This window comes from Nonomuraea sp. NPDC050022 (assembly GCF_044460705.1).
GTDB lineage: Bacteria > Actinomycetota > Actinomycetes > Streptosporangiales > Streptosporangiaceae > Nonomuraea.
In genome coordinates, this window is record NZ_JBITKE010000005.1 from 112,171 (window position 1) to 124,883 (window position 12,713).

The 12,713-nt window shown below is 67.5% G+C and carries 12 protein-coding genes and 1 riboswitch; of the genes, 3 read left to right on the forward strand and 9 right to left on the reverse strand.

The genetic code is table 11. The features are described 5' to 3' along the window. Position 1: 1 nt before the first annotated feature. A complete protein-coding gene (locus ACIBO2_RS21990; RefSeq protein WP_397298724.1) occupies positions 2–5,035 on the forward strand; it encodes an SDR family NAD(P)-dependent oxidoreductase in 5,034 nt (1,677 codons plus the stop codon). 6 nt (positions 5,036–5,041) lie between these two features. Here the strand turns inward: ACIBO2_RS21990 and ACIBO2_RS21995 are convergent, their stop codons facing one another. Further along, positions 5,042–5,740: an alpha/beta fold hydrolase gene (locus ACIBO2_RS21995; RefSeq protein WP_358551663.1), complete on the reverse strand. Its 699-nt coding sequence runs from the start codon at positions 5,738–5,740 to the stop codon at positions 5,042–5,044. 188 nt (positions 5,741–5,928) lie between these two features. Here ACIBO2_RS21995 and ACIBO2_RS22000 point away from each other — a divergent pair, with 188 nt between their 5' ends. Beyond that, positions 5,929–6,627 (forward strand): sulfite exporter TauE/SafE family protein, encoded by a 699-nt coding sequence (locus ACIBO2_RS22000; RefSeq protein ID WP_397298727.1) that lies wholly within the window; start codon positions 5,929–5,931, stop codon positions 6,625–6,627. Between the two features lie 265 nt (positions 6,628–6,892). Here ACIBO2_RS22000 and ACIBO2_RS22005 read toward each other — a convergent pair whose 3' ends face one another. The 7 genes from ACIBO2_RS22005 to ACIBO2_RS22035 form a co-directional block, all read right to left on the reverse strand. Continuing rightward, on the reverse strand, positions 6,893–7,654 hold the full coding sequence (locus ACIBO2_RS22005; RefSeq protein ID WP_358551667.1) for an ABC transporter permease: 762 nt from the start codon (positions 7,652–7,654) through the stop codon (positions 6,893–6,895). Positions 7,655–7,663: 9 nt separating this feature from the next. Then, complete coding sequence (locus tag ACIBO2_RS22010; protein ID WP_397298730.1) at positions 7,664–8,428, reverse strand: ABC transporter ATP-binding protein; 765 nt, start codon at positions 8,426–8,428, stop codon at positions 7,664–7,666. A 649-nt stretch (positions 8,429–9,077) separates the two neighbouring features. Then, positions 9,078–9,404, reverse strand: a complete 327-nt coding sequence (locus tag ACIBO2_RS22015) for a DUF1048 domain-containing protein (protein WP_397298733.1) — start codon at positions 9,402–9,404, stop codon at positions 9,078–9,080. 1 nt (position 9,405) lies between these two features. Then, complete coding sequence (locus ACIBO2_RS22020) at positions 9,406–9,762, reverse strand: DUF1048 domain-containing protein (RefSeq protein ID WP_358551673.1); 357 nt, start codon at positions 9,760–9,762, stop codon at positions 9,406–9,408. After that, a complete protein-coding gene (locus ACIBO2_RS22025) occupies positions 9,759–10,085 on the reverse strand; it encodes a PadR family transcriptional regulator (protein WP_358551675.1) in 327 nt (108 codons plus the stop codon). The genes ACIBO2_RS22020 and ACIBO2_RS22025 overlap by 4 nt, the downstream gene beginning before the upstream one ends. A 195-nt stretch (positions 10,086–10,280) precedes the next feature. After that, positions 10,281–10,604, reverse strand: coding sequence for a multidrug efflux SMR transporter (locus tag ACIBO2_RS22030; protein ID WP_358551677.1), 324 nt, complete (start codon positions 10,602–10,604; stop codon positions 10,281–10,283). Positions 10,605–10,622: 18 nt separating this feature from the next. Beyond that, positions 10,623–10,688: riboswitch (guanidine-III (ykkC-III) riboswitch) on the reverse strand. A gap of 197 nt (positions 10,689–10,885) precedes the next feature. Further along, the gene (locus ACIBO2_RS22035; RefSeq protein WP_397298738.1) at positions 10,886–11,509 is read right to left on the reverse strand and encodes an SDR family NAD(P)-dependent oxidoreductase; all 624 of its coding nucleotides are present in this window, start codon (positions 11,507–11,509) and stop codon (positions 10,886–10,888) included. An 80-nt stretch (positions 11,510–11,589) separates the two neighbouring features. On the opposite strand from ACIBO2_RS22035, the gene ACIBO2_RS22040 reads away from it, so the two are divergent. Further along, positions 11,590–12,009 carry a MarR family winged helix-turn-helix transcriptional regulator gene (locus ACIBO2_RS22040; protein ID WP_358551681.1) on the forward strand — a complete coding sequence of 140 codons (420 nt, stop codon included), beginning with the start codon at positions 11,590–11,592 and terminating at the stop codon, positions 12,007–12,009. Positions 12,010–12,293: 284 nt separating this feature from the next. Here the strand turns inward: ACIBO2_RS22040 and ACIBO2_RS22045 are convergent, their stop codons facing one another. Continuing rightward, a complete protein-coding gene (locus ACIBO2_RS22045) occupies positions 12,294–12,650 on the reverse strand; it encodes a sec-independent translocase (protein WP_358551683.1) in 357 nt (118 codons plus the stop codon). Positions 12,651–12,713: the final 63 nt, after the last annotated feature.

A 12,713-nucleotide genomic window follows, 5' to 3' on the forward strand; every position in this document is an offset into this window, starting at 1 on the left:
TATGGGCAACCTCGTTGAGCCGATCGCGATCATCGGGATCGCCGGTCGTTTCCCGGGAGCGGTCGACACCCAGCGGCTCTGGCGGAACCTCGTGGCCGGCGAGGAGGCGGTGCGCTTCCCGTCCGAGGACGAGCTCCGGTCGAGCGGCGTGTCGCGTGAAGCGCTGGACGACCAGGCTTACGTGCGGGCGGTGGCCGAGCCTGAGGGCATCGACCTGTTCGACGCCGGGTTCTTCGGCCTGAACCGGCGTGAGGCCGAGGTGTGCGACCCGCAGCTACGGCTGTACCTGGAGACCTCGCACGCCGCTGTCGAGAACGCCGGTTATGACGCCTTGAGGCTTGGTAAGGCAGGTGTGTTCTCGTCGGTCGCCGCGAACCGCTACGGGGTCGGCCGCATCCTCGGAAACCTTGAGGCGCTCCGGAGTGCCACCGGCATGGCGGCCGGCATGTGGAACAACCCTGACAGCGCGTCCACGCTGGTCTCGTACAAGCTGAACTTGCACGGCCCCAGCATGACCGTGCAGACCGCGTGTTCGAGCTCGCTCGTGGCCGTACATCTCGCCGTGAACGCGCTCCGACTCCACGAGTGCGACGTCGCTCTGGCCGGCGGTGCCGACGTCGAGTTCCCCGTCGGTCACGGGTACTGGTGGGCCCAGGACGGCCCGCTGAGCCGGGACGGCCACTGCCGCCCCTTCGACGCGGCGGCCACGGGCACGATCTTCGGCAGCGGCGTCGGCGTCGTGGTGCTCAAGCGGCTCGCCGACGCCATGGCAGACGGCGATCGGATCACCGCGGTGATCCGGGCTGTGGCCGTCAACAACGACGGCGCGAACAAGGTCGGCTTCACCGCGCCCAGCGCCGATCGGCAGGCGGAGGTCGTGCTGAGAGCCATGGAGCTGGCCGGCGTGGGTCCCGAGGACATCGGGTACGTGGAGGCGCACGCCACCGCTACTCGACTGGGTGACGCCATCGAGATCGCGGCGCTGAGGAAGGCGTTCAGCGCTCGGGCGACGTCGGGACTCGCACCCGGGCGGTGTCCCATCGGATCGATCAAGGGAAACGTGGGCCACCTGGGTCACGCGTCAGGGATCACGTCGCTGATCAAAGCGGCGCTGTCGCTCGATCATGAGCAGATCCCCGCGAGCGTCAACTTCACGGAGGTGAACCCGTTCCTCGAGCTCGGGAGCTCACCCTTCTTCGTCAACGACACGCTGCGGCCCTGGCCTCGATCGGCCGGGCAGCGACGCCTGGCAGGGGTCAGCTCCTTCGGCATCGGCGGCACGAACGCGCACGCGATACTCGAAGAGCCGCCGCCCCGCGTGGTCGACCCCGCTCCGGGGCCTACGCAGCTGATCGTGTGGTCAGGACGGACGCCGTCCGCGGCCGAGGCGTACCCGGAGCAGCTTGCCCGCTCCTTCAAGGAGAGCGCGGACCCGCTCTCCAGCGTCGCGTTCACGCTGCGGCAGGGGCGTACGCCGCACCCGGTGCGAGGCGCTGTGGTGGTCGAGAGCATGTCCGACGCGGCCAATGCCGTACGTGACCACGGGAGGCGAATCGTCACCCCGGAGGAGCAGGCAGACCGAAGCACCGTCTTCCTGTTCCCGGGCGAAGGGGCGCGGCACGCCCACATGGCGGCGGAGCTCTATCGCACCGAACCAGCGTTCAGCGAGGCACTCGACGAGTGCTTCGCTCTCTTCGATGCCTGCGGCCTGCCCCAGCGGCAGATCTGGGAGCGGGCGCCGGAAGAGCCGTCGCTCTTCAGCGTCGAGTACGCGCTGGGGCGGCTGTGGCTGGCCCTGGGCATCGAGCCCGACGCGCTGCTCGGCCACGGCGTCGGGGAGTTCGCGGCCGCCACGCTCGCCGAGGTGTTCACCCTTCCGGAAGCGGTACGGCTGGTGAGCGCCCGAGCGATGGGCGAGTCACCCGGAGGCGCGCGGCCGGCCTTCGACGGCATCGAGTTACGTCGTCCTCGGTGGAAGCTCTACTCCGCGTCCACAGGCGGCCTGGTGAGCAGCGTGGACTTCTGGAGCCGGCAGCTCACCCAGCCCGCCCTGTTCAAGCAGGCGCTTGAGGCTGTGTTGTCCGACGGTGACCGCGTGCTGGTGGAGGTGGGTCCCGGGCGGACGCTCACCACCCTGGCGCGCTCACATCCTCAGGTGCGCACCAAGCGGCATTTGACGGTGCCGACGCTGCCGAGCGGGCCGTCCAAGGGCGCCACCGAACGCAGCTCGTTCCTTCACGCGCTGGCCCGGCTGTGGACCCTTGGCGCCGATGTGGACTGGTCGGCGCTGGCCGCGACGGGTGAACGCGTACCTCTGCCGGGCTACCCGTACCAGCGCGAGCGGTACTGGATCGAGTCTCCGAGCGGCCCCGCGCCCGTCCACGAGGCGCGGGAACCAGCGGGCCGCGCGGTGTTCCGTCTGCCCACGTGGGTGGAGGCCGCGTCGGCCGGGCACACCGAGGTCTGGGACCGGCCACTGGTATTCCTGCCCGACGATGCGCGACGAGCCGCCGAGCTGATCGGCCTGCTCGGCAGGGCCGGTCTGGAGGACGCGTTGCTGGTACGGCACGGTTCCGCCTATTCGGGAGCAGCGGACTATTCGGGAGCCGTTTCGGGCGCAGCGGACCGGAGCTCGGAGTTCGTGATCCGTCCCCGCCACGATGCGGACGTCGTCCGGCTGCTGGACGAGCTGAGAGACTCGCGGCGCTACCCGGAGCTCATCATCGACGCGACGCAGCTCGGCGGCGACCTGGCCGAACCCGGCCTGAGCGGCATCGACGACCAGCTCGACACCGGTTTCCAGCGAATCGTCGACCTGCTGCAGGAAGCGGCGCGACGGGCGCCCGACAAGCGCGCTCGCGACGTCCTGGTCATCACCGAGCTGTCCGCTGACGTGACAGGCGGCGAGAACGTGCACCCGGTGCGGGCCATGCTGCTCGGGCTCCTGCGGAGCTACATCCTTGAGAACCCGCGCGCCATGTGCAAGCTCGTCGACATCCAAGACGGCGTGACAGACGAGCGGCTGATCGCGGAGCTGGGCGGCCGGAAGCGATCCGAGATCGTCGCCCTGCGGGGGGATCGGCGTTGGGTGCCCGGGGAGCGGGAGTTCGTCCCTGACGGTGCGGGCCCTGTCGACCTGCGGCACAGGGGTGCCTATGTGATCACCGGCGGACTGGGTGGCCTCGGTCTGGCGGTGGCGCGCGGCCTGGCGGACACCGGTCTGCGACCACGGTTGCTGCTGCTGGGCCGCCATGTGGCAGGCGGGCACGAAGCCGAGCTCGCCGAAATCCGGGCTCTCGGCGCCGAGTGCCGCGTCGAGGCCTGCGACGTGACCGACGTGGCCGCGCTGCGCCGGGTGATCGACCAGGCGTCGGACTCCTTCGGGGGCATCAACGGGGTCTTCCACCTGGCCGGCGTGGCGGGAGGGGGCATGCTCCAGTTCCGGACGCGGGAGCAGGTGTCGCGAACGCTCGCACCGAAGGTCCACGGTACGTTGGCGCTGGTCGAGGTGCTGCGGGGCCGGGCGGACCTCGACTTCTTCGTGGCCTTCTCCAGCCGCGCGGCGCTCAGGGGCTTGGTCGGCGGTGCCGACTACGCGGCGGCGAACGCCTTCCTCGATGCGGTGGTACGCCGGCAGCCCTTGGCAGGCTGCGCCTCGATGACCATCAACTGGCCCTCGTGGGCCGAGGTCGGTATGGCTGCCCGCCAAGGGCGGCCACCGCAAGACACATCATCGGATGTGCGTTGGTGGTCGACCCCGCTGTCGGCCGAGAACTATCCGATCCTGGACGAACACCGTATGGACGGCGTACCGGTACTGCCGGGCACGGCCCAGGTCGACTTCGTCCTGCGCGCCTTCCACGAGGCGATCGATCGCCCGAACGGGCGGCCCGCGCAGCTGCGCCACATGGTCTTCCGGAAGCCGATCACCACCCCGGAGCCGGTGTCACTCGAGGTCGGCTTCGAGCCGCACGAGGACCTCTGGCGATTCACCGTTCGCACCGCGCCGCTCTCCCCCGACTCTCCTGACGGCTACCGCGTCCACACGACGGGGGAGATCCTGCTGGTGGACGCCGGGGCGGACACGGTGGACCTGGACGGGCTGCGCGCGTCGCTGCCCGAGCGGCGGATACCCGTGAACGACGCGGAGAACCGGCTGTTCACCATCGGGCCGCGATGGCCGGGAGAGGAGATCTGGACCTCCGGGGAGGACATCAGCACGAAGCTCGCCGTACTCACCTTTCCCGAGGCGTTCGACCATGAGCTCGACGAGCACGCGCTGCATCCCACCCTTCTGGACGCGGCGGTGTCGCTGGCGCGGGATCCTGACCTTGAGCCTCCGCACGCGCCCTTCGCGTACCAGTCGATCGTGGTGCACCGGTCGATACCGGGGCTCGCATACAGCCACATCCGCCGGCGCCCGAGCGGTTCGGACACGATCGTGGCGGACATCGACGTGCTGACGGCCGGCGGTGACGTCGCCGTCGAGGTCAGGGGCTTCACGATGCGCCGCGTCGACGAATCCATGGTCGCCCCCGAGACCTCTCGTGACTCTCGTGAAGAGCGAGGCGCCGATGCCCCGTCATCGCCCGACGACGGGATCACGCCCGCGACCGGGGTCAGCATGCTGCTGCGCCTCCTGGGTCGGCCCAGCCACAGACAAGTGGCGATCACCATGTCGGGGGAGGACTCGGTCCTGAAGAACTCCCCCGAGGGCATGCCAGACTCCGCCGACGCCGACGCCTCTGAACAGCCGACGGCCATGGCACGTGCGCCCGAGCGGGTCTCGGATGGAGCGCCATCGGACGAGGCGTCGCTCGAAGCTCGGCTGACGGAGATGTGGTGCGCCGAATTCGGTGTGGAGTCGGTCCGCCCCGACGAGGACTTCTTCGAGCTGGGCGGCGACTCCTTCGCCGCGGTGGGTCTGGTCGAGGAGATCCGCAGGGCTTTCAGTGTGGACGTCGGCATCGCGGTGATCTTCGACCACCCGACGGTGGCTGAGCTGGCCGCCGAACTGCGCCGGCTGACGTCATAGCGGCGTTCAGCCACGAACCTTCCTGACCCATTCGTGAAGAGTCTCGGGAGGCAATTGCTCGACGATCTGGTGGCCGCCGTCGATCATGTGGACCGACAGCCATTCTGTCGTGTACTGGCTCCAGTCATTGAGACACTCGGTGTTCCATGAGCTCGCATCATCCTTGGCGCCGACCGCGATTATCGGCGCGTTGAGCATCGGCCGCGGATCTGTCTCAAGATAGCGATTGAGCAGCTGATATTCAGACCGCCAGAGACGTGCGTACTCGGGGAGAGCCGCCGTTTCCATGATGTGTGACGGCGCCTCCAACTCCTCGGCCAATGCCCGGTCCGGCAGCTCCGCCAAAGGCGAGACCGGCGTGCGATGCGGCGGATACTGGCACATGACGACGGTGCCGCGAAGCTGTCGCTCCAGGTGTTTGGCCGCCTCCAGGCAGACCAGAGCACCCATGCTGTGGCCCACGAGCACGACATCCGTGGCGCCAGAGTCCGCGATGAGGACCGCGAGCGCCGCGCCGCGCTCGTCGACGGAGGGCACATTCATCGGCTCGCTCCAGTTGGCCCGGCGGACGACAGGTTCCTGGCCCGGCTCGTTCCACCGCTCCACGAACTTCGTCCGGCCGCCCAGACCGGGAACGAAGATGACGGCCTGGCCACCATCGAGTGCCGGGCTGACAATGTAGCTCGCAGGCTCCTGACCACCCATTTCATTCGCTCCTATTGACAAGTGACGAAGTACAAGGGCCAACCATTTACCAACGTGTAACTACCCCATCCCGGACAGTCTCCATATATCGCAACGCCAACCGCCAGAGGCAAATTTTCCGAGAATACTGGTTCATTTCAGTAGATCATGGCAAAGTGTGGCAGGTGTCCACGCTGCTAGCTGCCGCCGTGATTATCCTGATCGCTTCAACAGTGCACGCGGTGACCGGATTCGGGTACGCCCTCGTCGCCACTCCCCTACTGGCCCTCACGGTCGACCCTCATACAGCGGTGGTCGCCACGACGATGTCCGCCCTGGCCATGACCGTCACGATCGCCGTGCGGCAGCGTCACCACGCCGAGTGGAAGGTGGCCATGATCGCCATGGCCGGCATCGTGCTCGGCATGCCGCTCGGCCTCTGGGTCTATGGAGTGACGTCCGAGCGAGTGCTCACGGCGCTCATCGGGGTCGGAGTCCTGGGCTGCACGGTGATGGTGTGGCGGCGCGTGAAGGTGCCGGGGAATGTTCCCGTACTGGTGGGAGTCGGCTTCATCTCCGGTGCGCTCTCCACCTCGACCGGCACCAATGGGCCACCGATGGTCGCCGCCTTCCAGGGCATGGGCTACGACCCCACCAAGTTCCGCGCCACCCTCTCGGTGGTGTTCGCCGGCACCAGCGTGCTGAGTCTGGTCGGATTCGCCGTGGCCGGCGAGGTGAACACCCAGTCGATCTGGATCGGAGTGGTGGGCCTGCCGATCGTGCAGCTGGGGTGGTTCGCCGGCAACGCGGTCTTCCGCCGCATCGATCCGGACCGCTTCCGCAAGATGGTGCTGGCGGCCCTCCTGGTCAGCGCGGTGGTAACCCTCTCCGCCGCACTGAACGGCTGACGTCCTTTTACCGCTTCTACAGCTTTTACGGCAGGCCCGGTGGGCCCCAACCGCCGCACGGGGTCGGCCTCTGTCCAGGGAGACGCTCCTCCGGTGGAGGGGGCCGGCCGCCGTGACGAGACGGTGAGACCGCCCGCGTGGACTTCCGGCCCAGCTGGCTTCCGAGTGGCCGGAAAACGACTCCCCGGCTCAGATCGCTTCCGCGTCGGCCGGGGAGGTCGTTCGTCGCTCGCACGGGCAAGGAGCAGTAGCTGCCGCACGTGGCTTAGGAGATCTTGCGGCGGTAGGTGTTCATGGCGAAGGCGTAGGCGACGACGAGGATGCCGACGCACCAGGCCAGGGCGATCCAGATGTCGGTGCCGACCGGCTGCTGGGTGAACAGGGCGCGGATGGCGTTGACGATGGAGGTGACCGGCTGGTTCTCGGCGAAGACGCGCAGCGGGCCGGGCATGGTGTCGGTGGGCACGAACGCCGAGCTGAGGAAGGGCAGGAAGATGAGCGGGTAGGAGAAGGCGCTGGCGCCTTCCATGGTCTTGGCCGACAGGCCGGGGATGACGGCGATCCAGGTCAGCGCCAGGGTGAACAGGATCAGGATGCCCGCCACCGACAGCCAAGCCAGCACTCCCGCCCCCGAGCGGAAGCCCATGAGCAGGGCGACGAGCGTCACGACCACGAGCGAGATCAGATTGGCGACCAGCGAGGTCAGCACGTGCGCCCACAGCACCGACGAGCGCGCGGTCGGCATGGACTGGAAGCGCTCGAAGATGCCGCCCTTCATGTCCATGAACAGCCGGTATGCGGTGTAGGCGATGCCCGAGGCGACCGTGATGAGCAGGATGCCGGGCAGCATGTAATTCACATACGAGTCCGACCCTGTTCTGATCGCGCCGCCGAACACGTAGACGAACATCAGCATCATGGCGATCGGCATGATCGCGGTCGTGATGATGGTGTCCGGGCTGCGCGTGATGTGGCGCAGGGATCGTCCCAGCAGGACGGTGGTGTCGGTGAGGAAATGCTTGCTCATTGTTGTTCCTTATGCCTTCGTGCCGACGAGGGTGAGGAAGACGTCCTCGAGGGTCGGCTGCTTTTCGATGTATTCGACCTTGGCGGGTGGGAGCAGTTGCTTGAGCTCGTCCAGGGTGCCGTTGACGATGATCCGGCCTTCGTGGAGGATCGCGATCCGGTCGGCGAGTTGTTCGGCCTCGTCCAGGTACTGCGTGGTGAGCAGCACCGTTGTGCCGCGGTCGGCGAGCTCCTTGACGGCCTGCCAGACCTCGATGCGGGCCTGGGGGTCGAGGCCGGTGGTCGGCTCGTCGAGGAAGATGATCGGCGGGTTCCCGATGAGGCTCATCGCGATGTCCAGACGCCGGCGCATGCCGCCGGAGTACGTCGCGACCTTGCGTCCGCCCGCATCGGTGAGTGAGAAGCGGGCGAGCAGGTCATCGGCGATCTTGCCGGGCTTCTTGAGATGCCGCAGCCGGGCGACCAGCACGAGGTTCTCCCGCCCGCTGAGGATCTCGTCGACGGCGGCGAACTGCCCGGTCAGGCTGATCGATTCGCGTACGTCCGCGGCCTGGGTGGCGACGTCGAAGCCGTTCACCCGTGCCGTCCCCGCGTCGGCCTTGAGCAGCGTGGACAGGATCTTCACGACCGTGGTCTTGCCGGCCCCGTTGGAGCCGAGCAGGGCGAAGATGCTGCCCCGCGCCACGTCGAAGTCCACGCCGCGCAGCACCCGCAGCTCCTTGTACGCCTTCTCCAGGCCCTGCACCTGGATCGCCGCAGCTTGTTGTGTCGTCATCAGTCCGTCCTGTCCTTTTTCGTGGTGTTCTCGCCGGCGGCACGCTCGATGGCAGTGGCGAAGCGGTTCCGCTCGTAGACCCTCGGGCGGCTATTTAGCGTTGCTGACTACCAGTACAAAGTACCACTGACTACCGGTACTTAGCAATACAGAATAGTCGAGGTCTGAGCGTGTGGGTGCGGGCGGCCTGATCGCCGTTCGTGAGTGAGTCCGTCATCCCTTGGGCGAAGACGGGCTCCGCCGGATCACTGGAGAGTTCGATCGTCGCGGCCGAGGCGGGAGCGCCCCGCGGCCACGAGTGCGATCGCTGAACTGTTCATGGCATCCACCATCGCCGAACGCGCTGATACCAGCCCGTTGCCGTGCTGACATGGACGCTGACACGACATTGCGGCAGGCCCGCCCACCACCGGCCTGACACGCCTCCCGAGGGACGATTCGGCGCCCACAGAGCCCTCCCCGGGCCCCTGGGATCTCACCGTCGGCCGCCCGCTGGACGCGCGGGCGGGTGTCCACCAACCGAGCGCCGCGGGCGACCGCGACGCCGGCTTCGGCGGGAGACAAGCGGCGCGACTCGGCGCGCGCAGCGGCAAGCGGGCTGTCGATGGCCAGGGGCCGGAAGAACTCCGCCTGGCACCGGTCGACGGTGTTACTTCTCGGCCGCGCCGGATTCCCCGCTGATGGACTCCTGATAGATGTCCGCGTAGGTGCGCGAGTCCTTGATCAGATCGTCGCAGAAGGCAGCGACGTCGTTGCCGATGAGTTCCAGGACTCCCCTGTCGGCCGCGACGCCCTCCTCGAAGAAATCGAGGATCCCTGTGAGCAGGGACCCGTCAAACAGGTCGATCGGTCCGACCTTGAAGAGGTACTTCTGAATCTCCTTGTAGACGATCCGGTAGTCCGGCGGGAGCGCCTTGACCCGCGCCATATGCGCCCGCCACTGCTTCTTGCCCTCGATGATGTCTTGGATGCCCACGTCAGCCTCCTAGCCGGCCCAGTTTCCTTGCGACGTTCCTGTTCAACTGCTCGCGCCACCGGTCGCGATAGCTCCGAGCCCCTTCTCCGCCGACCAGCGCCGCGCAGAAGCCCGCGATGTCGTCACCCAGCACCTCGTGAATGCTCTGCTCATCGGCCGCCGTCTCTTCGAGCAACCCCAGGGCGCTGTCGAGGATCGGCATCAGGTTGCGACCCGAGAAGTCCCCGTAGGGAAAAAGATGACCCTTGATCTCTTCCCACGCCGCCCGGTATTCGGCCGGCAATGCCGCGGCCCGGACTTCGAACGCCTTCCAGTCCCTGGTGAGATCGCTGCCTGTCATGGCCTCCCAGAAGTTCATCTCCCGCCCTCCTTGAGCTTGTCGATCCGTGATGTGACGTACTCCCATTTCGCCCAGAACCTCGTGAGCTCTTGCCGCCCCGCGTCGTTGAGCGCATAGAACTTGCGCGGCGGGCCCACCCCGGACGGTCGTTTCGTCACCTGGACGAGCTTGTTCTTCTCCAGCCGCAACAGGATGGTGTAAACCGTCCCCTCGACGACGTCGGCGAAGCCGAGTTCATTCAGCCGACGCGTGATGGCGTACCCGTAGGTCTCCTCGCTGCCGATGATTTCCAGCACGCAGCCCTCAAGCGTGCCCTTCAGCATCTCCGTCAGGTCGTCCATCGTGGTTCCTCTTCGATCTCCCAGTACTTTGTAGTACCGAGTACCACTATACAGTAGCACAGAGTAGAGAAGAAATGCCTAGCGAGCGGACCGGCGAACTAGAAAGGATCATGGCCGCACGCCCGCGCAGCTCCACGGGCGTGTGCACCCGCGACGACGCCCCGGGCCCTCGGACCCGCATCTGGCGTCAAGGCGTCAGTGACTGCCACCCGCCAGGTTGAGACCGACAACGCCGAGGAGGATCAGCGCTATCGAGGCGATCTTGATGACGGACACGTCTTCTCCCAGCACGATCATGCCGAGAGCGGCCGTGCCGACGGCTCCGATGCCTGTCCAGACCGCGTAGGCCGTACCGATTTCGAGAGTCCTGAGCGCCAATGCCAGCAGGCCGAAGCTGAGCACGGCGAAGACGAAGAAGCCGATGCTCGGCAGCAGTACGGAGAATCCGTTGCCGTGCTTGAGCGAGTAGGCCATGGCGACCTCGAACAGACCGGCGACAATGATCATGAGCCAGGCCATGACAGCCCCTTTCTTCAAGGAGCGTCGTCTTCGCAGGCCGGGTACGGCGCATCTCGTCCGGGTGGGACCCGATCGGCCCCACATCGCTGACAACGGCCGCGACCACCTGAGGATTCCCGGCCGCGGCCCTGGTTGTTGATCACTCATGACGCCGCCAGCGGTTCGCGGGCGGCGACACCGACACGACATCACTGCCTACCACCGAGATCTTTGCCAGACGAGCCCTGGCCCGCGTCCCCGCATCGGCGGCCTCGCGAGTAGCATCACGCCCGCGAGAACGGCTAGGCGAGGTCGACGACCTCGTGCAGGCGCTGCCGGCGGTGGAACTCGCCGGTGATCCGCGCCACGACGGTGCGCGGCAGCAGGCGCGCGGGCCAGGTCAAGGCCCGGTTCACGGCCCGGCCCGGGTAGGACACCGGCCGCCGCCGGGCGTAGTCGTCCAGCGTGCGCGCCGCGACGGTGGCCGGCGTGTCGGCCCGGGGGTCGATCGCGGCTGAGGTGCCGTCGAAGAAGCCGGTCGCGATCGCGTGAGTCAACGCGATCAGGCCGCTGACGTTGAGCCTGACGGAGCGCAGCTGTGGCTCGAGCGGACGATTGAGGAACGGACCCGCGCTGCCCGCGCCGGCGTTGTTGAGCAGGAGGTCGACGGTCAGGCGGCGGTCGCGCAGCTCCCGCAGGATCCGCTCCGGGCCGTCAGGAGCGGCGAGGTCGCCGACGATCACCTCGGTGTCCGGACCGCCGTGCCGTTCTCGAATCTGGGCGGCGAGCTCTCGCAGGTCACCGTACGAGCGGGCCAGCAGGATCACCCGCGCTCCCCGGCGCGCCAGCTCCAGCGCGTATGCCCGCCCCAGCCCTTTGGACGCGCCCGTGACAAGCACGGTGACGTCGCGAAAGTCGTCTTTCACCAGACTCCCATTGCTTCAAGTCTCGAAGCATCGAAGCTAGCCCGATCCTTCAATTCTCGAAACGTCTATAGGATGGCGGCATGACCACGCCCGAGCTCACCGCGGTGGTGGCCGCGACCCACGAGATCTGGATGCGGACCAACGACCTGATCGGGCACGCGCTGGCCGGGCACCAACTGACACCGGCGACGTTCCACGCGCTTTGGGCCATCGACCCGGAAGAGCCGCCACCCTCGATGAAGGTGATGGCCGAACGCCTGTATTGCAACGCCCCCAACCTGACCTTCATCACCAACCAGCTCACCGACCGGGGCCTGGTGGAGCGCGCCGTGGACCCGGCCGACCGCCGCTCTCGCGTCCTGGTCCTGACCGCCAAGGGCCGCCAGGTCCGCGACGAACTGGTCCGGACGGCGCTGGAGAAGACCCCGCTGGCAGCGCTGACCGATAGCGAGCTGCGGCAGCTCATGGCCCTGCTGAACCGTGCCGTCGGACCCGACTGACTCACCCGGCACTCCCGGGAGCCGGGGTCGTGAAACCCTGGAAGCGGCTGACCGCCGCGAAACGGCAGAGGAAGGCGCGTGTGACCTACGTGTCGATCACTTCGTCGTCGCGGATCCAGCCGCAGGTGTCATCGCGGGGTGAGTCGGACGTCGACATCACGGGGGGCGCCGGGACCGCGTTGCCGGGGGCGACGTGCCGGCGCCCCACGGTCTAGGTCCGGTCGTAGACGACCGCGCCGTACACCGAAACCCCGCCTCAGGTCGCTTCCAGGCCGTACCCCGGCTCAGGTCGCTTCCGCGTCGTAGGGAGGCAGTTCGCCGTAGCCCAGCTCGTCGACCGGCTCAGGATCGTAAGAGGTGGTGACGGGCTCAAGCTGCTGGGGCTTGCTGGCCCAGTCGTCCTCGTCCTCCAGCAGATGCTTGCGGACGAAGTTCTTGGGGTTGAGGTCGCTGGGGTCGAAGTTGGAGAACTCCGGGCCCAGGCCCGCCCGCAGGTCGTCGCGTGCGCTGTTGGCCATCCGGCGCAGGTTACGCAGCGTCTTACCGGCTTGCGAGGCCGCCTGAGGCAGCTTGTCGGGACCGAAGACGAGCAGCGCGATGACGACCAGCGCGCAGATCTCCATCCACCCGAGTCCGAACACCGTTTGCTCCTACCGCAGTCCAACCAAACCGGGGACAACCCGACCCCTCAAGACTAAGGCCAA